Source organism: Undibacterium sp. TJN19, assembly GCF_049339485.1.
GTDB lineage: Bacteria > Pseudomonadota > Gammaproteobacteria > Burkholderiales > Burkholderiaceae_D > Undibacterium.
Map to the genome: position 1 here is coordinate 716,741 of NZ_JBMPPL010000001.1, position 21,724 is coordinate 738,464.

General features: G+C 50.1%; 32 protein-coding genes. 6 read left to right on the forward strand and 26 right to left on the reverse strand.

Translation table 11 applies throughout. From position 1 onward, the window contains the following. Positions 1–32 precede the first annotated feature (32 nt). Positions 33–731 carry a c-type cytochrome gene (locus ACO0LH_RS03340; RefSeq protein ID WP_422939630.1) on the reverse strand — a complete coding sequence of 233 codons (699 nt, stop codon included), beginning with the start codon at positions 729–731 and terminating at the stop codon, positions 33–35. Between the two features lie 216 nt (positions 732–947). Between ACO0LH_RS03340 and yihA the strand changes: the two genes are divergently transcribed. The 6 genes from yihA to sbcB all read left to right on the forward strand — a co-directional run bounded on the left by yihA (position 948) and on the right by sbcB (position 7,433). Then, a complete protein-coding gene (gene yihA / locus ACO0LH_RS03345) occupies positions 948–1,706 on the forward strand; it encodes a ribosome biogenesis GTP-binding protein YihA/YsxC (protein ID WP_422939631.1) in 759 nt (252 codons plus the stop codon). Between the two features lie 180 nt (positions 1,707–1,886). Next, positions 1,887–2,912 carry a porphobilinogen synthase gene (gene hemB, locus ACO0LH_RS03350; RefSeq protein ID WP_422939632.1) on the forward strand — a complete coding sequence of 342 codons (1,026 nt, stop codon included), beginning with the start codon at positions 1,887–1,889 and terminating at the stop codon, positions 2,910–2,912. A gap of 9 nt (positions 2,913–2,921) precedes the next feature. Further along, positions 2,922–3,596 (forward strand): lysoplasmalogenase, encoded by a 675-nt coding sequence (locus tag ACO0LH_RS03355; RefSeq protein WP_422939633.1) that lies wholly within the window; start codon positions 2,922–2,924, stop codon positions 3,594–3,596. A 10-nt stretch (positions 3,597–3,606) separates the two neighbouring features. Continuing rightward, positions 3,607–4,857, forward strand: coding sequence for a sterol desaturase family protein (locus ACO0LH_RS03360; protein ID WP_422939634.1), 1,251 nt, complete (start codon positions 3,607–3,609; stop codon positions 4,855–4,857). Then, positions 4,838–5,938 (forward strand): magnesium transporter CorA family protein, encoded by a 1,101-nt coding sequence (locus ACO0LH_RS03365; RefSeq protein WP_422939635.1) that lies wholly within the window; start codon positions 4,838–4,840, stop codon positions 5,936–5,938. The genes ACO0LH_RS03360 and ACO0LH_RS03365 overlap by 20 nt, the downstream gene beginning before the upstream one ends. Before the next feature lie 58 nt (positions 5,939–5,996). Beyond that, positions 5,997–7,433 carry an exodeoxyribonuclease I gene (gene sbcB / locus ACO0LH_RS03370; RefSeq protein ID WP_422939636.1) on the forward strand — a complete coding sequence of 479 codons (1,437 nt, stop codon included), beginning with the start codon at positions 5,997–5,999 and terminating at the stop codon, positions 7,431–7,433. 70 nt (positions 7,434–7,503) lie between these two features. Here sbcB and ACO0LH_RS03375 read toward each other — a convergent pair whose 3' ends face one another. The 25 genes from ACO0LH_RS03375 to rpsC form a co-directional block, all read right to left on the reverse strand. Continuing rightward, positions 7,504–8,142 carry a peroxiredoxin gene (locus tag ACO0LH_RS03375; protein WP_422939637.1) on the reverse strand — a complete coding sequence of 213 codons (639 nt, stop codon included), beginning with the start codon at positions 8,140–8,142 and terminating at the stop codon, positions 7,504–7,506. A 110-nt stretch (positions 8,143–8,252) separates the two neighbouring features. Continuing rightward, the gene (gene dsbD / locus ACO0LH_RS03380; protein ID WP_422939638.1) at positions 8,253–10,124 is read right to left on the reverse strand and encodes a protein-disulfide reductase DsbD; all 1,872 of its coding nucleotides are present in this window, start codon (positions 10,122–10,124) and stop codon (positions 8,253–8,255) included. Between the two features lie 2 nt (positions 10,125–10,126). After that, a complete protein-coding gene (cutA, locus tag ACO0LH_RS03385) occupies positions 10,127–10,450 on the reverse strand; it encodes a divalent-cation tolerance protein CutA (protein WP_422939639.1) in 324 nt (107 codons plus the stop codon). Between the two features lie 184 nt (positions 10,451–10,634). Continuing rightward, a complete protein-coding gene (rplQ, locus tag ACO0LH_RS03390) occupies positions 10,635–11,030 on the reverse strand; it encodes a 50S ribosomal protein L17 (protein WP_422939640.1) in 396 nt (131 codons plus the stop codon). 124 nt (positions 11,031–11,154) lie between these two features. After that, positions 11,155–12,132: a DNA-directed RNA polymerase subunit alpha gene (locus ACO0LH_RS03395; protein ID WP_110255934.1), complete on the reverse strand. Its 978-nt coding sequence runs from the start codon at positions 12,130–12,132 to the stop codon at positions 11,155–11,157. Positions 12,133–12,236: 104 nt separating this feature from the next. Further along, positions 12,237–12,860 carry a 30S ribosomal protein S4 gene (rpsD, locus tag ACO0LH_RS03400; protein WP_422939641.1) on the reverse strand — a complete coding sequence of 208 codons (624 nt, stop codon included), beginning with the start codon at positions 12,858–12,860 and terminating at the stop codon, positions 12,237–12,239. A gap of 250 nt (positions 12,861–13,110) precedes the next feature. Continuing rightward, positions 13,111–13,515, reverse strand: coding sequence for a 30S ribosomal protein S11 (gene rpsK, locus ACO0LH_RS03405; RefSeq protein ID WP_110255932.1), 405 nt, complete (start codon positions 13,513–13,515; stop codon positions 13,111–13,113). 31 nt (positions 13,516–13,546) lie between these two features. Beyond that, entirely contained in the window at positions 13,547–13,912 is a 366-nt protein-coding gene (gene rpsM, locus ACO0LH_RS03410) for a 30S ribosomal protein S13 (RefSeq protein ID WP_186950499.1), read from the reverse strand. A gap of 27 nt (positions 13,913–13,939) precedes the next feature. Next, on the reverse strand, positions 13,940–14,053 hold the full coding sequence (rpmJ, locus tag ACO0LH_RS03415; RefSeq protein ID WP_014004415.1) for a 50S ribosomal protein L36: 114 nt from the start codon (positions 14,051–14,053) through the stop codon (positions 13,940–13,942). A 33-nt stretch (positions 14,054–14,086) separates the two neighbouring features. Then, complete coding sequence (gene infA / locus ACO0LH_RS03420; RefSeq protein WP_005663428.1) at positions 14,087–14,305, reverse strand: translation initiation factor IF-1; 219 nt, start codon at positions 14,303–14,305, stop codon at positions 14,087–14,089. Between the two features lie 23 nt (positions 14,306–14,328). Continuing rightward, entirely contained in the window at positions 14,329–15,666 is a 1,338-nt protein-coding gene (gene secY, locus ACO0LH_RS03425) for a preprotein translocase subunit SecY (RefSeq protein WP_422939642.1), read from the reverse strand. Positions 15,667–15,692: 26 nt separating this feature from the next. Continuing rightward, positions 15,693–16,124 carry a 50S ribosomal protein L15 gene (rplO, locus tag ACO0LH_RS03430; protein ID WP_110255929.1) on the reverse strand — a complete coding sequence of 144 codons (432 nt, stop codon included), beginning with the start codon at positions 16,122–16,124 and terminating at the stop codon, positions 15,693–15,695. 28 nt (positions 16,125–16,152) lie between these two features. After that, positions 16,153–16,332 carry a 50S ribosomal protein L30 gene (gene rpmD, locus ACO0LH_RS03435; protein ID WP_110255928.1) on the reverse strand — a complete coding sequence of 60 codons (180 nt, stop codon included), beginning with the start codon at positions 16,330–16,332 and terminating at the stop codon, positions 16,153–16,155. A gap of 10 nt (positions 16,333–16,342) precedes the next feature. Further along, positions 16,343–16,861, reverse strand: coding sequence for a 30S ribosomal protein S5 (gene rpsE / locus ACO0LH_RS03440; protein WP_110255927.1), 519 nt, complete (start codon positions 16,859–16,861; stop codon positions 16,343–16,345). Positions 16,862–16,873: 12 nt separating this feature from the next. Continuing rightward, on the reverse strand, positions 16,874–17,236 hold the full coding sequence (gene rplR / locus ACO0LH_RS03445) for a 50S ribosomal protein L18 (protein ID WP_110255926.1): 363 nt from the start codon (positions 17,234–17,236) through the stop codon (positions 16,874–16,876). Between the two features lie 12 nt (positions 17,237–17,248). Continuing rightward, positions 17,249–17,782, reverse strand: coding sequence for a 50S ribosomal protein L6 (rplF, locus tag ACO0LH_RS03450; RefSeq protein ID WP_422939643.1), 534 nt, complete (start codon positions 17,780–17,782; stop codon positions 17,249–17,251). 10 nt (positions 17,783–17,792) lie between these two features. Next, positions 17,793–18,188: a 30S ribosomal protein S8 gene (gene rpsH / locus ACO0LH_RS03455; protein WP_110255924.1), complete on the reverse strand. Its 396-nt coding sequence runs from the start codon at positions 18,186–18,188 to the stop codon at positions 17,793–17,795. A 14-nt stretch (positions 18,189–18,202) separates the two neighbouring features. Beyond that, a complete protein-coding gene (gene rpsN, locus ACO0LH_RS03460; protein WP_110255923.1) occupies positions 18,203–18,508 on the reverse strand; it encodes a 30S ribosomal protein S14 in 306 nt (101 codons plus the stop codon). Between the two features lie 7 nt (positions 18,509–18,515). Next, positions 18,516–19,055 carry a 50S ribosomal protein L5 gene (gene rplE, locus ACO0LH_RS03465; RefSeq protein ID WP_422939644.1) on the reverse strand — a complete coding sequence of 180 codons (540 nt, stop codon included), beginning with the start codon at positions 19,053–19,055 and terminating at the stop codon, positions 18,516–18,518. A 4-nt stretch (positions 19,056–19,059) separates the two neighbouring features. Next, on the reverse strand, positions 19,060–19,374 hold the full coding sequence (gene rplX / locus ACO0LH_RS03470) for a 50S ribosomal protein L24 (protein WP_422939645.1): 315 nt from the start codon (positions 19,372–19,374) through the stop codon (positions 19,060–19,062). 9 nt (positions 19,375–19,383) lie between these two features. Then, the gene (gene rplN, locus ACO0LH_RS03475; RefSeq protein ID WP_006464924.1) at positions 19,384–19,752 is read right to left on the reverse strand and encodes a 50S ribosomal protein L14; all 369 of its coding nucleotides are present in this window, start codon (positions 19,750–19,752) and stop codon (positions 19,384–19,386) included. Positions 19,753–19,989: 237 nt separating this feature from the next. Then, positions 19,990–20,262, reverse strand: a complete 273-nt coding sequence (gene rpsQ, locus ACO0LH_RS03480) for a 30S ribosomal protein S17 (RefSeq protein ID WP_422939646.1) — start codon at positions 20,260–20,262, stop codon at positions 19,990–19,992. Continuing rightward, entirely contained in the window at positions 20,262–20,453 is a 192-nt protein-coding gene (rpmC, locus tag ACO0LH_RS03485; protein ID WP_162021780.1) for a 50S ribosomal protein L29, read from the reverse strand. The genes rpsQ and rpmC overlap by 1 nt, the downstream gene beginning before the upstream one ends. Before the next feature lie 12 nt (positions 20,454–20,465). Next, a complete protein-coding gene (rplP, locus tag ACO0LH_RS03490; RefSeq protein ID WP_110255918.1) occupies positions 20,466–20,885 on the reverse strand; it encodes a 50S ribosomal protein L16 in 420 nt (139 codons plus the stop codon). Positions 20,886–20,887: 2 nt separating this feature from the next. After that, positions 20,888–21,721, reverse strand: a complete 834-nt coding sequence (gene rpsC, locus ACO0LH_RS03495) for a 30S ribosomal protein S3 (protein WP_186953127.1) — start codon at positions 21,719–21,721, stop codon at positions 20,888–20,890. Between the last annotated feature and the right edge of the window lie 3 nt (positions 21,722–21,724).

Sequence of the window (21,724 nt, forward strand, 5' to 3'; positions counted from 1 at the left end):
GATTACTTATTGACTTGATTTGTCTTTGTGACTTATTTCAAACCGGCTACGTAGTCAGCGACTGCCTTGATTTCATCATCAGACATTTTGCTGGCAATCGTCATCATCTGGGCGCTGTTGACGCGGGCACCAGCGATTTTGGCACCGTCTTTACGGGCACCGTTATGGAAACCAGTCAGTTGTGCAATCGTATAGTCCTGATGCTGACCGGCAATACGTGGGAACTGCGCAGGGATACCAGCACCATTCGGGCTATGGCAACCAGCACAGGCGGGAACGTTTTTCTCTGCGATGCCACCACGGTAAATCTGTTTACCCAGTTCGACGATATCTTTATTTTTTGCAGCACCTGGTTTGGCTTTTTGCACGGTCAGGTAAGCGGCCACATTCTTGATATCATCTGCTGTCATGGCTTTTGCAAATACCGACATGGTCGCATTGGCACGTGTGCCGGCGGCAAATTCAGACAGCTGTTTGACAATATATGCATCATGCTGACCAGCCAGTTTGGGATTGGCGACTATCGTTGAGTTGCCAGCAGCGCCATGGCAGGAAGCACAGGCGGCAATACCCTTGGCCGCATCGCCATTGGTATATAAGGCTTCGCCTTTAACTGGATCAGCCTTGGCTGGTTTGGCTTCTTCGTTAGCATAGGCCACAGAGGCAAGGGAAGACACCGCCAGGATAGCGACGCTGATGGACTTGGACAACGATAAAAAAGCACGGTTCATTCAAACACCCTGAGACTAAATAATGGAAATCTGCCCTATTGGCGACGCATTGCTGCTGGTAAATGCCACATAGATGCATTAAACACAGCAAATACGGCAAAAACCGGTATGGGAGCACTGCTTTTATCGCTGCCCAATACCTAACCCCTTATTGTACAATAGCTTTCAGGCGTTTTTACTGCCTTATGTTGCATTTTTCCATTATTCCTTTCCTCTATGTCTATCCTCTGGCAAGCCCGCTTCTTCACTACGGTGAATCATCTTCGCGATCTTCCGCGTACCCACGTACCGGAAATTGCTTTCGCTGGCCGCTCTAATGCAGGCAAATCGACTGCAATAAATACCTTGTGCAACCAGAAAAAACTCTGTTTTGCCTCAAAAACCCCGGGTCGCACCCAACATATTAATTATTTTTCAATAGGTGGCGCACACGTTGGCCAACATCGCAAGGATGAAACCCGGGTCGACGAAATCCGCGCCCTGCTGGTGGATTTGCCGGGTTATGGCTATGCCGAAGTGCCTGGTGCCGCAAAACACCACTGGAACCAGTTACTGGGTGCCTATGTACAAAGGCGTACCCAGCTTGCTGCCCTGGTGCTGATCATGGATGCGCGCCGCCCGTTTACCGATCTTGATCTGCAAATGCTGGAATGGTTTGCCCCGACTGGCCGCCCCATCCATTGCATATTGACCAAGGCCGACAAACTCAACCGCAGTGAATGCACTGATGCCCTGCGCAAGGCGCAAGCGGTGCTGGACAGCTATGTCGATGATGAAGGCCCGCTGTTTCCCTTCAGCCTGCAATTATTTTCTGCGTTGAAACGCATAGGCCTGGAAGAAGCAGACGCGGCAGTACAGCGCCTGGTTGGTCTCGATAGAGAGCCAGAGCCGGCCGATGCCTCGGAAGCGAAAGCAGGCGATGCGCTTGAAGCTGCTGATACTGCCGGACCAGATCATCCCCTGGACGCACAATAAAAAAGCCCCGGCAAAAAAAGGTTTTTGCCGGGGGAACAACACCGTTACGAATAGGGAACGAACGGTGCCCGCTCAGGGAGGAGAAGCGGTAGGCGTGGAGATGATTCCCAACCTGTGCATTAAGAGCTTGCAACGCCAAAAAAGTTTCATTAACCTGCAGAAAAATATTTTCATTTCATCATGTCACATTTCAAACCTGCCCCATTACCTGCTCATTTCCCAGCGATCCGTATGCGCCGCATGCGCAAAGACGTGTTTTCACGTGCATTGATGCGCGAAAACAATATCACCGCATCTGACCTGATCTACCCGGTGTTTGTCATTGACGGCGTGAATCAGTGTGAAAAAGTGGCGTCCATGCCTGGCGTTGAACGGGTCTCCATCGATCTTTTACTGGGTGTGGCCGAAGATTGCGTGGCACTGGGGATACCAGTGATGGCGCTGTTTCCCGCCATCAATCCCAATCTGAAAACGCCGGACGGCATAGAAGCAACCAATCCCAAAGGCCTGATACCACGCGCGATTCGCGAATTAAAAAGCCGTTATCCAGAACTCGGCATCCTGACCGACGTGGCGCTTGACCCTTACACCAGCCACGGCCAGGACGGCCTGATCAACGCCGACGGTTATGTGTTGAATGATGAGACCACCGCCATGCTGGTGCGCCAGGCATTGACCCATGCCGCCGCCGGTGCCGATATCGTCGCGCCCAGCGACATGATGGATGGGCGGGTGGGAGCAATTCGCCATGCGCTGGAAACCAATGATTTCATCCATACCCGCATCATGGCGTACTCGGCCAAATATGCGTCGGCATTCTATGGTCCTTTCCGTGATGCAGTCGGCTCTGCCACCAATCTCGGCAAAAGCAATAAGGCCAATTATCAGATGGACCCGGCCAATAGCGATGAAGCCCTGCGCGAAGTCGCACTGGATCTGGCAGAAGGGGCCGATATGGTCATGGTCAAACCCGGCATGCCCTATCTGGACATCGTACGCCGCGTGAAAGATGAATTTAAAGTCCCTACTTTCGCGTATCAGGTCAGCGGTGAATATGCCATGATCAAGGCAGCTGCACAAAATGGCTGGCTCGATCACAACAAGGCCATGATGGAAACCATGCTGGCGTTCAAGCGCGCTGGCGCTGACGGCATCCTGACTTATTTTGCGCGTGATGTCGCAAGGCTGTTAAAGCATACTGGCTAAGCGCCTGCCATGACCGCAAGCTTGCGCTCTGTCATCATTTTTGTTTTTGCCGCTCTCGCCATTGCTGGCGCAGAGCTGGCAAAAGAAATTGACGGGGCACGCTTGCTGCACTATGTTTTTAAACCACTGACAACGCTCAGTATTTTCTTCCTCGTTCTGCAAGGCAAACCTGCCATCAGCCAGCGTTATCGCAAGGCGATACTGACCGGCATACTCTTTTCTCTGCTGGGCGATATCTTTCTGATGCTGCCTTCAGATCTATTCAAACCAGGTTTTCTGTTCGGGCTGCTGAGTTTTCTGTGCGCCCATATCTGCTTCTTGTACGCGCTAAGCAGTGATTGCCGCTTCTTTGCCAGACCAGTCGTTTTTATTGTCATTGCCACGCTGGGCATCATCAATCTTTTCATTCTCTGGCCCGGTCTGCCGCCCAGCCTGCGCATACCCGTTGTTGCCTATGTCTGCCTGCTACTGAGCATGGCGGCACAGGCAGTCAGCCGCGGCCTGGTGTTGCGTACAACTGGCAGCCACAGCGCGCTGGCTGGCGGCCTTTGCTTTATGCTGTCTGATACCTTGCTGGCCTATAACAGATTTAATGCACCAATAACGCATTCGCCACTGCTCATCCTGGGCAGCTATTACCTGGCACTCTGGCTGATTGCCCGTTCTTCCTACCACGCTGAATAAGGCATGGATCATGCATGAAAAAATCATCAGTTTTGCCAGCCCGGTTTTCTTTCTGTTGATCGCTATTGAATTTTGGGTGGCACGCAAACGGCAACGACATACTTACCGCATGAACGATGCCATCAACAGCCTGAGCCTGGGTGTCATGAGCCAGATCATCGGCATTTTCATGAAGCTGTTTTCGGTGGGGGCCTACGCCTGGGTATTCGTCCATTTTTCCATTTTCAAACTGGCTGCTGACAGTATCTGGGTGTGGCTGCCTGGTTTGCTGCTTTATGATTTTTTGTACTACTGGTTGCACAGGATGGGGCATGAAACCAATCTGCTATGGGCTGCGCATGTTGTTCATCACCAGAGTGAAGAATACAACCTGAGCACGGCGTTAAGACAAACCAGCACCGGTTCTTTATTTGGCTGGGTGTTTTATCTGCCGATGGCAATTATCGGTTTTCCGGTAGAAGTATTTATTGCAATTGCCCTCATTGATCTGCTCTACCAGTTCTGGGTACATACTGAACAAATCGGAAAACTGGGCTGGTTTGACCGTGTGTTTGTATCGCCGTCCAACCACCGTGTTCATCATGCCGTCAATGATATGTACCTGGATAAAAATTATGGCGGCATACTCGTTATCTGGGATCGCCTGTTCGGCACTTTTATCGAAGAAAAGGATGATGTCGTCATCGTGTATGGTACCCGCAGCCCCTTGCGCAGCTGGAACCCTTTATGGGCAAATCTTGAAGTCTACAAGGCCGTCATGCAGGATGCCTGGCGCACCCGGCGTTACCAGGACAAGTTACAGATATGGCTACGCCCGCCTGGCTGGCGGCCTGCTGACCTGGTATATTTATCTGAGCCGAAAAATTTCGATATCAACCGCCCTCTTTACAACCCGGGACTGCGCACTGCCAGCATGTGGTATTGCGTGGCACAATTCGTGATTGTCATACAGTCTGCAACCTATTTCCTGCTCTCGTTTAAAACCATCTCGGCCCTGAATGCGACGATGTATGCAGCATGGCTGGTATTGAGTTTATGGAGCCTGGGTGGCCTGATGGAAAAAGGGCGTTCTTATATCATGATAGAAAGTATGCGTATCACCGGGGTCATACTGATGTGCTTGCTGACTGGCACCTGGTTTTATTGCTCACCACTGACTATTCCCGCACAGGCACTGACCACGGCGACCGGACTGATCTCATTATGTTCGCTGTGGCTTATTTTCTTAACTAAAAAAACGCATGGACATCTTTCACATTAATGACACCCTGGCTTTGCTTAACCCTGAAAACCCTGACCAGTTTTTGCAGGCAGGCGGTTTTTTATGGCTGGATGCGAATCACGACGAAGTCGCTGCCAACCCGGAAGCCTGGCGTCATCAGGTAGAACAAATTACCGGCACTCAGATTTACGACTTGCATCTGAAGGATGTCAGCAACTTGTCCCACCCCTCCTATTTTGATGCCACCCAGGATTATGAAATGGTGGTATTTCGCAAGCTGACTTTGACTGAAGCAAGCGCTGAAACCAAGAGCGGTGTGAAAAGGAAAATTCCTGCGGCGCTCAATAAACTGGCCACCTCGCCAGTATCGTTTCTGTTAATGGAAAATGTGCTGGTGACTGTGCGTCCGGCGCAAAGCCGCACTGTAGAGCTGGCACGCAATCGCTTGCTGGAATACAAATACAAGGCGGACAATAACGGTAGCACCCACGGTGGCCGCCTGCCTGCTTCCCCTGAAGAATTGATGCTACGCCTTCTCAATGCCATGGTTGACCAGTATCTGGAATTACGCCAACCTTTGACCCAGCAACTCGATCGCTGGCAACATGCCTTGCTGGATCCGCGCCGCCCTTTCAATAACTGGCTGGCCTTGCTTGATTCACGGGTAGAGCTGCGCAAACTCGATAATCTTTGTGAAGAACAGCACGATGCCATGCAGGAGTTGCGCGACCATATCGTCGACACGCATGATGGCACCAGCCGCGCCAAGGATTTGCTGCTGGTACGTATCAATGACGTGATGGAACATATCAACCGCGTACTGAATCATGCACGCCGGCTTGAAGCGTCGCTGGAGTCAGCAGTGCAAATCCACTTTGCCGCGATGGCGCACAGAACCAGTGAAATCATGCGCACACTGACGGTGATTACCGCGCTGTTCATGCCTTTGACACTGATCACCGGCATTTTCGGCATGAACTTTGAAGTCATGCCTCTGCTGAAACATGCATCCGGCTTCTGGTACACGATGGCAGCCATGGGAGTGATTGTGATTCTCTTGCTGATTTATTTCCGCAGCCAGCGCTATTTGCAAGACCAGGCCAGCCGGCGCATTGAATAAACGGTACATTTCAACAATCTTATCCCAAGCAAGCACATCTTATTGAACTGACCTAGCAATGCAAGAACACACTTTTCTCTGGCACGATTACGAAACCTTTGGCACAGTGGCACGACGCGACCGGCCAGCACAGTTTGCTGCCATCCGCACCGATGCAGAATTGAATGAAATCGGCGAACCGCTGATGTTTTACTGCAAGCCTGCCAACGATTTTCTGCCTGACCCGCAATCGTGCCTGATCACCCATATCACGCCACAAACCTGCCTGGAACGCGGCATACCGGAACATGAATTCGCAGCCAGGATAGAAAGTGCGCTGGGCCAGACAGGCACCATCGGCGTCGGGTATAACACCATACGTTTCGATGATGAAATTACGCGCTTCATGTTCTGGCGCAACCTCATCGACCCGTATGCGCGTGAATGGCAAAACAGTTGTGGCCGCTGGGACATCATGGACATGGTGCGTACCTGCTATGCCTTGCGCCCCGACGGTATCAACTGGCCAGTGAATGATGAAGGCAAGCCCAGCTTCCGTCTTGAGCTGTTGACTGCGGCCAATGGCATCACACATGAAGCCGCACATGATGCCTTGTCTGATGTGCGCGCCACCATCGCGCTGGCGCGCCTGATACGTGAGCGTCAGCCCAAGCTGTTCGACTTTTGTTTTGCATTGCATAAAAAAGACAAGGCAGCGGCTGAAATAGGCATGCCCGTATTGGGCAAGCCTTTCCTGCATGTGTCAGGCATGTTCCCCACCGAGCGCGGTTGCCTGGCAGTGATGTGGCCTTTGGCCATGCATCCCAAAAACAAGAATGAAGTGATCGCCTGGGATCTGGCACATGATCCGGCAGAATTGGCGGGCCTTGATGTAGCCACCATACAGTTACGCATGTTCAGCAAGAGCAGTGACTTGCCCGAAGGCGTGCAACGCCTGCCGGTAAAAAGCATACACATCAACAAATCACCGACGGTGATCGGCAATTTGAAAACCTTGTCCGCCGGCATGGCAGAGCGCTGGAATATCGATATGCACCTGGTACAGCAACATGCCGACAAGGCTGCGGCACTGCCGGCGGCCGCCAAGGCGATTTGGGAGCAGGTATATGCGCGCCCTGAAGCGGCGGCCAGTGATGTGGATGAAGACCTGTATGGGGGCTTTGTCGGTGCCGGTGACCGTCGCCTGCTCAATGACCTGCGCCGCATGAGCCCGGCACAGCTGGCCAAAGCCAGCGCATCATTCCAGGATCATCGCCTGCCTGAATTGCTGTTCCGCTACCGTGCCCGTAACTTCCATGACAGCCTGAGTGTGGAAGAACAGGAAGCCTGGGAAGAACACCGTGCCTCGCGCCTGCTGGATGGTGTTGCCGGTGCGCGTACAGTCGATGCTTACTTCAATCAGATTGATACGCTGTCTGAAACAGCCAGTGAAGAAGATGAGGACATCCTGGGGGCCTTGTATGACTATGCTGAAATGGTCGTACCATCACGCTAGCCTTTAAAAGCAAAACCCCCGCTGACCAGGCGGGGGTTTTGCTTTGATAAAACAGCTCAGCTTACTTAGCTTATTTGTTTGGCTGTGGTGTCACACGCAGGTATGGTCGTGCAGCGGTATAACCTTTAGGATATTTCTGCTTGATCACTTCTTCATCCTTGATTGACAGCGGGATGATGACATCATCACCATCACGCCAGTTGCCTGGTGTGGCGACGGTATAGCCGTCAGTCAGTTGCAATGCATCGATGACGCGCAAGACTTCATCAAAATTACGGCCTGTAGTCAAAGGATAAGTAATGATGAGGCGTATCTTTTTGTTCGGGTCGATGATGAACAGCGAACGCACCGTCACGGTCTCAGACTGATTAGGATGGATCATGTCGTACAGGGCTGCGACTTTTTTGTCAGCATCAGCCACGATAGGGAAACCAACTACCGTATTCTGCGTAGCTTCAATATCCTTGATCCATTGCAGATGGGATTCTGCACCGTCTACCGACAGGGCAATGGCTTTGACATTGCGCTTGTCAAACTCTGGCTTGAGTTTTGCCGTCAATCCCAATTCTGTTGTGCATACTGGTGTGAAGTCGGCTGGGTGTGAGAATAAAACCACCCAGGAATTACCCGCCCATTCATGAAATTTCAGAGCACCGATAGAGGAATCTTGCTCAAAATCAGGGGCGATGTCGCCTAAACGCAATGTCATATTTTTCTCCATAAAGAAACAAGACCTTGAATATAGTGCCTTCAGCGGCATCACTCAAGGATAGTTTTGTTGCAAGCTTATAAAATCATTGAATATACGTGTTCTGCGTATCAGCTGCCTTCGGCACGGTTCAATGAATTTAAAAATTTCTCGGCATTCTGGTAACCAATGACTCGCTTGCCCTGGTTTTCATTGCCTTGTTTGTCAAAGAAAATAATGCCTGGCGGGCCAAACAAATTAAAGCGCTTGAGCAAGGCTTTGTCGTCGGCATTATTGGCGGTCACGTCGACTTGCAACAAAAGCATATTGTCCAGCCTGGCTTTGACCTTGGTTTCCGTGAAGGTCAGTTTTTCCATCTCTTTACAGGACACACACCAGTCAGCATAAAAATCCAGCATGGCTGTTTTGCCCTTGGATTGCGCCAGTGCCGCATCGAGTTCTGCTACCGAACGTACACGTGCAAACTTGACGCCGTGTACCTGAGCGCCATACAAATGCGCCAATGGCGAGAACACATCGCGACCGCCCGTGCTGACACCCACCAGTTGCACGGCACCCAGGATGAAGAACAGCACGGCAACAGCCCTGGCAAACAAGCCTGTGCGCTCAAAGAACAATTGATAGACAGCATAACTGATTAATAGCACTGCCCAGGCGATCATTTGCAACCAGACCGGTATCACAGGAGTCACCATCCACAGTGCCATCGCCAGCATCAGCACGCCAAAGAAACGCTTGATACTTTCCATCCACATGCCGGCGCGCGGCAACAGGCTGCCCGCTGACAGGCCCACCAGCAACAAAGGCACACTCATGCCCATGGCCATGGCAAACAGGGCGGAGCCACCAACAACAACGTCGCGGGTCTGGCTGATATAGACCAGTGCGCCGGCCAGCGGTGCGGCGACACAGGGGCCGACGATCAGGGCCGATATCGCCCCCATGAAAAATACGCCAACCAGCTTGCCGTTACGCTGGCCTTCTGAAGCAGATGACAGCCTGGTCTGCAAGGCAGCAGGTACCTGCAATTGGTAGACATTGAACATGGACAGGGACAGTATCACCATCAAGATGGCGAATGCGCCCAGGACCCAGGGATTTTGCAGCGTGGCTGAAAGACCTTCACCAACCAGGCCAGCGGCAACACCGAGGGCCGTGTAGACCAGTGCCATGCCGAGCGCATACGCCAGGGACAGGATAAAACCACGATTTTTTTTGATGCCAGCGCCTTCACCGATAATGATGGAGGAAAGAATGGGCACCATGGGCAATACGCAGGGAGTGAAGGACAAGCCCAGACCAAGCAACAGGAACAGGGGCAATATCAATGTGAGCTTGCCGCTTTTCAGGGCCGCGCTGATGCTGCTGGTTTCCTCATCACTACCTGTGTCTGCCGGTTTAGCTGTGTTCGCGGCATTCGCTACGGGTGCTTCAGTAGCGGCTGGTGTACTTGCAGCGCTGACAGCTGCCGCAGGGCTTGCCGACGAGGATGCGGGATCAGATGTGCCGGCTATTTGCAGTTTGATCGGTGTTTCCAGCGGTGGATAACATAGACCCTGGTCCGCGCAACCCTGACGCGTTACTTTCAGGGTGAAATCAGCGGAAGCCTGTACCGGTATGCGTACGACGACTGATTTACGGTAGGTCTCTACTTCTTTTTGAAAGGTTTCATCGAACTTGACCTTGCCTTTAGGCAAATCGATGGTGCCCAGCTTGGCATCGTCAGAGCTGAATTTAAAGCGCTCGCGATACAGGTAATAGCCATCAGCAATGGTGAAGGTCACCTCGGCCATGCCTGGTTCCAGCATTTTTGCGGATACCTTGAAGGCTTCTTCAGGATCGAGAAAATCGTCTGCGCTGGCAAACTGTGTGACCATCAGGGCGCAAGCCAGTGCGCAGAAGCGCAGGATCTGGCTAAAAGAGAATCGGAAAAATCGGGAAAGCAGGTAGGACTTACCTGGCTGTCGCATAAAAAGGCTCATGATCATACAGTTTCTTTTCTCACCCATGACTGATAAGCAGGCAAGGCAGCTATCAGCGGGATGGCAATTATTTCAGGTACGTCGTAGGGATGAAGTTCTGTTATCAGCGTTTCCAGGCGGGCATAACATGCCTGCCTGGTCTTGATGGATAGCTGCACCTCGGTTTCAGCCTGCTGCTGCCCATCCCAGTTGTATATGGACAAGATTTCTGCGGAAATGTTCACACAGGCCGCCAGCTTTTGTTCAATGATCTGCCGGGCAATATGCTGGCCAGTCAGGCGGTCAGGCACATTGCTCAAGACTAAAATCAGGCTTTCACCATCCATGATATTTCCCAGAATACTGCATGACATCATTCTAGCAAGAGAAACAGATCCCGTTGCTATTCCTTAGTCGGTGCAGCGGGCAAGTTATTACACCAGCCGGGCCAGGCTTGTGTAAAAAAGCAAAAAGCCGTTCAGCATAAACTGAACGGCTTTTTTAACCAGGAACCCTGAGGTTCTTTGTTATTTATTCTGCAGTTGGTGCATCAGCTGCATCTACGCCTTCTGGACGGTCCAGCAGTTCAACGTAGGCCATAGGAGCATTGTCGCCGACGCGGAAACCCATTTTCAGGATGCGCAGGTAGCCGCCGTTACGATTTGCGTAACGTGGGCCCAGTTCAGCAAACAGCTTGACTACCATTTCGCGGTCGCGCAAACGGGAGAAAGCCAGACGCTTGTTAGCCAGTGTGTCTGTTTTACCCAAAGTCAGAATCGGCTCGATAACACGGCGCAGTTCTTTGGCTTTTGGCAAAGTTGTTTTGATGGCTTCGTGACGCAACAGGGATACTGTCATGTTGCGCAGCATTGCCAGACGGTGGGAAGAAGTACGATTCAGCTTACGTAAGCCGTGACGATGACGCATGGTATTTCCTTTCAGATTTAAATGCCAGCTCTTCTATCGATAAGAAACTTATCGCGGGCCGGTAATTATGTTTACTACGGTTAAAAAACGGGCAGGCTGTCTCAGCCCACCCGTTGAGACAAAATTATTTTTCCAGGCCAGCTGGTGGCCAGTTTTCCAGTTTCATGCCCAAAGACAAACCACGGGAAGCCAAAACTTCCTTGATTTCGTTCAAGGACTTGCGACCCAGATTTGGTGTCTTCAACAGTTCGTTTTCGCTACGTTGGATCAGATCACCAATGTAGTAAATGTTTTCTGCTTTCAGGCAGTTGGCTGAACGTACTGTCAGTTCCAGATCATCGACTGGACGCAACAGGACAGGATCAACAGCAGGTGCGCGGGATGGCGCTTCAGCAGCGGCTTCAGTACCTTCCAGGGCAGCGAAGACATTCAATTGATCAACCAGCACGCGGGCGGATTGACGAATTGCTTCTTCAGGGGAGATAACGCCATTGGTCTCAATATTGATGACCAGTTTATCCAGATCAGTACGTTGTTCAACGCGGGCAGATTCCACAGCGTAAGAAACACGGCGTACTGGAGAGAAAGACGCATCCAGTATCATACGACCGATGGTTTTGTTCGCATCTTCAGACAAGCGACGAACGTTACCTGGCACATAGCCACGGCCTTTTTCTACCTTGATCTGCATGTCCAGCTTACCGCCGGCTGTCAGATTGGCGATAACGTGATCCGGGTTGATCAGTTCTACGTCATGCGGCAGATCGATGTCGGAAGCCAATACAGCGCCTTCGCCATCTTTTTTCAATGTCAGCGTGACTTCATCACGGTTATGCAACTTGAAGACAACGCCTTTCAAGTTCAACAGGATGTCGACAACGTCTTCTTGCACGCCATCAAGGGAAGAGTATTCATGAACTACACCAGCGATCACAACTTCAGTCGGTGCATAACCAACCATCGTGGACAACAGTACGCGACGCAATGCGTTGCCCAGTGTGTGGCCATAGCCACGTTCAAACGGTTCCATCACGACTTTAGCGTGACCGGCACCCAACATTTCCACATCGATAATACGTGGTTTTAACAGATTGTTTTGCATGAATGTCCTTTTCAATACCCTCGGCTCGTTACACCGATAAGGCTGACGGCATTAAAGAAAAAAGCCTGCCTGTAGTAAAACAGGCAGGCGGTGAAACTTAAATATTAACGAGAATACAATTCAACGATCAGGGATTCGTTGACATCGTGAGCGATATCGCTACGATCTGGCATGGACTTGAAAGTACCTTCCAGTTTTTTCGCATCAACAGCTACCCATGTAGGCATGCCGGATTGTTCTGCCAGGGACAGCGCTTCAGCGATACGAACTTGTTTTTTCGCTTTTTCACGAACAGCAACGACGTCACCAGCTTTAACCTGGTAAGAAGCGATGTTGACAACGATACCGTTGACTGTGAATGCTTTATGGCTGACCAGCTGACGTGCTTCAGCGCGTGTGGAACCGAAGCCCATACGATAAGCAACGTTGTCCAGACGGGATTCCAGCAATTTCAACAGTGTTTCGCCTGTGTTGCCTTTTTGACGGTCAGCTTCAGCGAAGTAGCGGCGGAACTGACGTTCCAAAACGCCGTACATACGTTTAACTTTTTGCTTTTCGCGCAATTGGTTACCGTAGTCAGAGGTACGAGCACCAGAAGTGCGACCATGTTGACCTGGTTTTGCGTCCAGTTTGCATTTGGAGTCCAGGGAGCGACGTGCGCTCTTCAAGAACAGGTCCGTGCCTTCGCGACGGGAAAGTTTTGCTTTTGGTCCGATATAACGTGCCACGATGTTTTCCTTGTAAATGACGTAATGTTTTCTACACTACGCTAGTCTGATCTGCCTGCAACCAGACGGTGGTCTTAACAACAAAGACAGTGTCTTTGATTAATTTTTTTGTACTCTGAAATTTCCACAACACAAAACCCGCCAACGAAATGGCGGGCCTGCATTCTAACGGAGATTCCGCAAGAATGCCAGCAGAGAATAAATCTGCTTGCCTAAGGCGCTTAAATAATAAGCAGCTTAGCGTTCCAACTTAGATACGACGACGCTTTGGAGGGCGGCAGCCGTTATGTGGAACTGGCGTAACGTCTTGAATCAGGGAGATCTTGATACCCAGATTGTTCAAAGCGCGTACTGAAGATTCGCGACCTGGGCCTGGGCCTTTGATACGAACTTCCAGATTTTTGATACCGCATTCAACAGCCACTTTACCTGCTGCTTCTGCTGCGACCTGCGCTGCAAACGGAGTAGATTTACGTGAACCTTTAAAACCAGCACCACCGGCAGTTGCCCAAGACAACGCATTGCCTTGACGATCAGTGATCGTGATGATGGTGTTGTTGAAAGAAGCGTGAACGTGAGCAATACCTTCTGCAACGTTCTTTTTAACTTTCTTACGCGCACGTGCTGCTGCAGCGTTATTTTGAGCTTTTGCCATAATGTTTTCCTTGGATCCGGGCTAGCCTGGATTATTTCTTCAAAGATTGCGCTGCTTTACGTGGACCCTTACGTGTACGCGCATTTGTGCGGGTACGTTGGCCACGGCAAGGCAAGCCTTTACGATGACGGAGACCACGGTAGCAACCCAAGTCCATCAAGCGTTTGATGTTCATGGACAGTTCACGACGCAAGTCGCCTTCGACGATAAATTTACCGATTTCGTCGCGAAGCTTCTCGAGTTCGTTGTCATCCAGATCTTTAACCTTTTTATTGGTCAAAACACCTGTTGCGTCACAGATTTTCTGTGCGCGTGGACGGCCAATACCATAGATAGCTGTTAAGCCGATTACGGTATGCTGATGATTTGGGATATTAACCCCTGCGATACGTGCCATTCGTTATTCCTCGTTCAATAACGTTAATTAACCTTGGCGCTGCTTATGGCGTGGTTCTGTGCATATAACACGAACAACACCCTTGCGCTTGATGATTTTGCAGTTGCGGCAGATCCGCTTAACTGATGCGAGAACTTTCATTTTTGCCCTCTTTCCTTCTAGTTCATTTTAAATTTACTTGGTACGGAACACTATTCGCGCCCGGCTCAAATCATAAGGCGTCAATTCCACTGTCACCTTATCACCTGGAAGAATACGAATATAGTTCATTCGCATCTTCCCGGAAATATGGCCAAGTACAACATGCCCGTTTTCCAACTTAACTCGAAATGTTGCATTCGGAAGATTCTCAAGAATCTCGCCCTGCATCTGTATAACGTCGTCTTTTGCCATTCGATCTGCTGTCCCCTGGGCGATTACCTGGAAGGAACTCCGCCCTTGAAATTTGCTTTACGAAGAAGCGATTCATATTGCTGGGACATCACATAGTTCTGTACCTGCGCCATAAAGTCCATGGTCACCACCACGATAATCAGCAGAGACGTTCCGCCGAAATAAAATGGTACTTTCCACTTCGCAACCAAAAATTCTGGCAACAGACAGACCAGCGTAATATAAATCGCACCAGCCAGCGTCAAACGCATCAAAATCTTGTCGATGTAGCGGGCAGTCTGGTCACCTGGACGAATCCCGGGAACAAAAGCACCACTTTTCTTCAAGTTGTCAGCGGTTTCCTTGCTATTGAATACCAAAGCGGTATAGAAAAAGCAGAAGAAAATGATCGCTACTGCATATAACAAAGCATGGATCGGTTCACCTGGCGCCATCGACGCAGCCAAATCTTTCAGGAAAGTGACAACGCCACTTGTAGAAGACTCAGCACCCTTGGTGAACCAGCTTGCAATCGTCGCCGGGAACAAGATGATGGATGAAGCAAAAATAGGAGGAATCACACCAGCCATATTCAGCTTCAGCGGCAAATGACTGCTTTGCCCGCCATAAATCTTGTTGCCAACCTGACGCTTGGCATAATTCACCAGAATTTTGCGTTGACCACGTTCGATAAACACTACCGCAAACGTCACTGCAGGAACCAAAACGCAGATCACAAGTGCTGAGAAATTACCAATCGATCCGTTTTTAACCAATTCAACCAGATTCGCCAGACCACCAGGCAAGCCAGCTGCGATACCAGCAAAGATAATGATGGAAATACCATTACCCAAGCCACGTTCCGTAATCTGCTCACCAAGCCACATCAAGAACATCGTACCAGTTACCAGCGTGACAACAGTGGTAAAACGAAATGCCAATCCAGGATCAATCACCAGACCTGGCTGAGCTTCCAATCCAAACGCAATGAAATACGCTTGCAAAGTCGCCAGCAACAACGTGCCATAACGCGTATATTGCGTAATCTTTCTACGGCCGGATTCGCCCTCTTTTTTGAGTGCTTCCAACTGCGGAGAGACGATCGACATCAATTGCATGATGATCGACGCGGAAATATACGGCGTAATGCCTAACGCGAAAACAGCGAAACGCTGCAACGCGCCACCGGAAAACATATTAAACATCCCCAGGATACCGCTCTGGTTTTGCTTAAACATATCGCCCAGCACAGCTGCATCAATACCAGGTACAGGAACATGCCCACCAATCCTGTAGACAACCAGTGCAGCGAGCAAGAACCAGAGTCGTCCCCATGGGAACCCGCTTGCCGCACTTTTATTTTGTTGTGGAGATGTTGCCAATTAATGCTCCGGTTGTCTGCTTTGAATTACGCGATTGTGCCACCAGCAGCTTCGATTGCAGCTTTTGCGCCTTTAGTGACGATCAAGCCGTTCAAAGAAACTTTCTTGGTAATTGCACCAGACAAGATCACACGGACTACACGAGCAAGTTCAGAGACAACGCCGGCTTGTTTCAAAGCCAAAACGTCGATTTCTGTCACTGGCAGGTTTTCCAGATCTGTCAGGCGAACTTCTGCTTTGTACGGTGTTGCCAGTGATTTGAAACCACGTTTTGGCAAGCGACGTTGCAGAGGCATCTGACCGCCTTCAAAACCGACTTTATGAAAGCCGCCTGAACGGGATTTTTGGCCTTTATGACCGCGACCCGCTGTTTTACCTAAGCCTGAACCGATACCGCGACCAACACGACGTTTGTAGTGTTTTGCGCCATCAGCTGGCTGGATTGTATTCAATTCCATAATTTGCTCCGATCGCAAACCTGACGGCTTACGATACAACCTTCACAAGATACGAGACTTTATTGATCATGCCGCGTACGGATGGCGTGTCTTCCAATTCGGAAACTGAATTAACACGACGCAGACCCAGGCCACGTACAGTTGCACGGTGATCCTGGCGTGTGCCGATCAAACCTTTAACCAATTGCACTTTTACTGTCTTAGACATGAGGTGCTCCTTAACCGAGAATTTCTTCAACAGTTTTGCCACGCTTCGCAGCGATTTCAGATGGAGTACTCATCTTGGCCAAACCATTCAAAGTTGCACGAACCATGTTGTAAGGATTTGTGGAACCGTTGGATTTCGCCACCACGTTCACAATACCCATTACTTCAAAAATCGCGCGCATTGGACCACCGGCGATAACGCCAGTACCTTCTTTTGCCGGAGAAATCATGACGGAAGATGCGCCGTGCTTGCCAGTAACGGTGTGTTGCAGTGTACCGTTCTTCAAAGTCACTTTGATCATCTTGCGACGTGCTTCTTCCATCGCTTTTTGTACAGCAACTGGAACTTCTTTCGATTTCCCTTTGCCCATACCGATACGGCCATCGCCGTCACCAACGACTGTCAGTGCTGCGAAACCCATGATACGACCACCCTTGACCACTTTGGTCACGCGGTTGATCGCGATCATTTTTTCGCGCATGCCATCATCCGGCTTGTCGGCTGCTGTTTTTGCTTGCATTTTTGCCATGACAAATTTTCCTTAGAACTTCAAGCCAGCTTCACGGGCTGCTTCTGCAAGCGCCTTGACCCGACCGTGGTAACGGAAACCGGAGCGGTCAAACGCAACTTCGGTAACCCCTGCTTTGATTGCCTTCTCTGCAACACGTTTGCCGATCAAGCTCGCTGCAGCAGCGTTGCCGCCTGCACCTGACTTGCCAGCCAACTCTGCACGTACTTCTGCTTCTACGGTAGAAGCTGATGCCAACACTTTGGCATCTGGGCCAATGATGTTTGCATAGATATGCAGGTTTGTGCGGTGCACGGCCAGGCGGTTCACTTTGAGTTCTGCGATCTTGGCACGGGTTTGACGTGCGCGGCGCAGACGTGATTGTTTCTTGTCCATCGTCAACCCCTATTACTTCTTCTTGGTTTCTTTAATCACAACCACTTCGTCCGCGTAGCGAACGCCTTTGCCTTTATAAGGCTCAGGACTGCGGTATGCACGAACTTCAGCTGCAACCTGACCAACTTTTTGCTTGTCAATCCCTTTGATCAGGATTTCAGTTGGTGTTGGTGTTGCGCATGTAACGCCAGCTGGCATCGCATGAACGACCGGGTGCGAGAAACCAAGAGACAAATTCAATTTGTCGCCTTGAGCTTGCGCTTTGTAACCAACGCCGACCAAGTTCAGTTTCTTTTCGAAACCTTTAGTGACGCCGCTGACCATGTTGTTAACCAGAGCACGCAGGGTGCCGGTCATCGCATTGGCTTCACGACCATCATTAGCTGGGGAAAAACTTAAAGTGCCATTGTCGTTCGCAACTGCTACCAGGCCGTTCAAGGCTTGTGTCAGTACGCCCTGTGGGCCTTTAATTGTAATCTGCTCTGTCGAAATGGTGACTTCAGCACCTGCCGGCAAAGCGATTGGCATCTTACCTACTCGAGACATCTTTCACTCCTTAGGCGACGTAGCAAATCACTTCGCCACCGACACCGGTTGCGCGCGCTTTGCGGTCAGTCATGACGCCTTGTGGTGTGGAAACGATCGCCACTCCCAAACCGTTCATGACACTTGGGATCTCGTCTTTACCTTTGTAAATACGGAGACCTGGACGTGAAACACGTTCCAAGCGTTCAATCACAGGACGTCCTGCGTAATATTTCAAGCCGATTTTTAATTCGGACTTACCTGCAGTTTCAGAAACTGCGAAATCTTCAATGTAACCTTCGTCTTTAAGTACGTTCGCAATTGCGATCTTTACTTTGGAGGACGGCATCGCGACGACAGTCTTTTGAACAACTTGTGCGTTACGGATGCGGGTCAGCATATCGGCGATAGGATCGCTCATACTCATTGCTTATTCTCCTATTACCAGCTGGCTTTAGTCATACCCGGGATTTCACCACGCATGGCGACTTCACGGAGTTTAATACGGCCCAAACCAAACTTACGGAATGTGCCACGTGGGCGACCTGTCAAAGCGCAGCGGTTACGCTGACGGGTCGGATTGGAGTTACGTGGCAAGGCCTGCAACTTCAGACGGGCAGCGTACTGCTCTTCTTCAGTCTTTGATTGGTCATCAATGATGGCCTTCAATTCGGCGCGTTTGCCAGCGAATTTCTTCACCAGGTCTGCACGCTTTTGCTCACGATTAATCAGTGCCAGTTTTGCCATGGCGACCTCAGTTTCTGAACGGAAATTTAAATGCGGCGAGGAGCGATTTCGCTTCGTCGTCGGTCTTTGCTGTTGTCGTGATACTGATATTCATACCACGCAACGCGTCGATCTTGTCGTATTCGATTTCAGGGAAAATGATCTGTTCCTTGACACCGATATTGTAGTTACCACGACCATCAAACGCACGACCAGAAACGCCACGGAAGTCACGTACGCGCGGCAAAGCCACGGTAATGAAACGGTCCAGGAATTCATACATCTGAGCGCCACGCAAAGTTACCATACAACCAATTGGGTAACCTTCACGGATTTTAAAACCAGCGATCGCTTTGCGAGCTTTGGTAACTACTGGCTTTTGGCCAGCGATCTTGGTCAGATCACCAACTGCATGCTCGATAATCTTTTTGTCTGCAATTGCTTCGGACAAACCCATGTTCAGGGTGATTTTCAAGATGCGTGGCACTTCCATGACTGACTTGTAAGCGTACTTTTCAGTCAGTTGACCAACGATTTTATCTTTATATATTGCTTGTAGACGGGCCATGATGTTATGCCTTCACAACTTCGCCAGTCGACTTGAAGATACGGACTTTCTTGCCATCCACTACCTTGAAGCCTACACGGTCTGCTTTGCCAGATGCTGCATTAAACAATGCAACATTCGACACATGAATCGGCATCACTTTATCCACGATGCCACCTACTGCGCCAGTCATTGGGTTTGGTTTAACTGCCTTTTTAGCGACATTAACACCAGCTACAACAACGTAATCGCTATCGATACAAGCTTGTACCTGACCGCGTTTACCTTTGTCTTTACCCGTCAAGACGATGACTTCGTCGTTTTTACGAATTTTGTTCATCACGACCCCTTACAGCACTTCTGGAGCTAAGGACACGATTTTCATGAAGCGCTCAGTACGCAGTTCGCGTGTTACTGGGCCGAAAATACGAGTACCGATAGGCTCAAGCTTTGCATTCAACAATACTGCAGCATTGCCATCAAATTTGACTAACGAGCCATCTTGACGACGAACACCTTTAGCTGTCCTCACGACAACGGCGTTGTAAATTTCACCTTTTTTTACACGACCGCGCGGAGCAGCAGACTTAACAGTGACTTTAATTACGTCACCAATACCCGCATAACGACGCTTGGAACCGCCCAACACCTTGATGCACAATACTTCGCGCGCACCAGTGTTGTCAGCCACTTCCAGCCGGCTTTCTGTTTGAATCATAATGTTCTCTTTCCCAACTTAATCCACACAACTTGCACTATGCAAATTTGTAGTCAGTCTTGGTCCTGCCAGCCAACCCCTACATAACTTACAATGCACGAGCCAACTGATTAGGTGGACGATTTTTAACCACTTTCGCAACAAGAGGGCGCTACGAAAGACATTTAGGCTGCCACTGCAAGCTTTGCAAATGACAGCCCATCATTATTACACCAAAAAAAGATTTGTGCAATAAATTTATACTACTTGTGCGACTTGAACCACACGTGTCACTGTCCAAGCTTTAGTCTTGGAGATAGGACGACCTTCTTGAATTTCAACGGTGTCGCCGGCCTTTGCCTGGTTCGTTTCATCGTGTGCGTGGTATTTAGCACTACGGACGATGATCTTGCCATACAAAGGATGCTTGACGTGACGTTCAACAACCACTGTTACGGTTTTGTCCATCTTGTCGGAGACAACCTTGCCAATCAATGTGCGCTTCAGTGCGACTTTAACTTGATCGTTCATTATTTGGCATCCTTCTGGTTCATGACGGTTTTTACACGTGCGATGTCACGACGAACTTTTTTCAACTGTGAAGTGTTAGTCAGCTGTTGCGTAGCGATTTGCATGCGCAGGCTGAATTGTGCCTTCAACAAGTCGTTCAGTTCTTTAGTCAAAGCCGCCTGATCCTTACCTTGGAGTTCAGATACTTTCATTTACAACTCCTATTATTGGCCGACTTGACGGACGACGAACGTAGTCAATAACGGCAGTTTAGCTGCAGCCAAGCGGAACGCTTCGCGTGCCAGCGTCTCATCGACACCATCCATTTCGTACAACATTTTGCCTGGTTGAATCTCGGCAACGTAGTACTCAGGATTACCTTTACCATTACCCATACGGACTTCCGCTGGTTTCTGGGAAATTGGCTTGTCCGGGAAAATGCGGATCCAGATACGGCCACCGCGTTTAATGTGACGTGTCATTGCACGACGCGCTGCTTCAATCTGACGCGCTGTGATACGACCACGACCAACTGCCTTCAAGCCAAACTCACCGAAGGAAACTGCTGTACCACGAGTATGCGAGATACCCTTGTTACGGCCTTTCTGTTCCTTGCGATATTTTCTGCGTGCTGGTTGCAGCATGATTATTCTCCTGCTTTCTCAGCCGGTGCTGCAGCGTCAGCTTTTGCGCGTACGCGCTTGGCTGCCGGGGCTGCTGCGCCGGTCGTCGGTGTTTGTCCTTCTGGACGCTTGGCGCGTGGACGGCTATTTGGCTTGCCATCATCACGACGTGGACCACGACGTTTTTTGTCGTCTTCCGGTGTCGATTCGATAACAGGCGCATCGCCGTTTGCCAAACGATCGCCTTTGTAGACCCATACTTTTACGCCAATGATGCCGTAAGTTGTGGATGCTTCGCCAAAACCGTAGTCGATGTCAGCACGCAGAGTATGCAGAGGCACGCGGCCTTCGCGATACCATTCTTTACGTGCGATTTCGATACCATTCAAACGACCACCGGACATGATCTTGATACCTTGCGCACCCAGACGCATTGCATTCTGCATCGCACGTTTCATGGCGCGGCGGAACATGATGCGTTTTTCCAATTGCTGAGCGATAGAATCAGCGATCAATTGCGCATCGATTTCTGGCTTGCGAATTTCTTCAATGTTGACGTGAACTGGCACGCCCATCAATTTCGACAACTCAGCTTTCAATACTTCAATGTCTTCGCCTTTTTTACCGATTACAACACCTGGACGGGAGCTATAAATAGTAATGCGTGCGTTTTTAGCAGGACGCTCAATAACGATGCGGCCTACAGACGCGTTTTTCAGTTTTTTCTTCAGGTATTCACGTACCTTCAGATCTTCGATGAGCATGGTGGCAAAGTTACCATTGCCAGCATACCAGCGAGAAGACCAGTTACGTGTTACTGCCAAACGAAAACCGGTTGGATGTATCTTCTGTCCCATCGT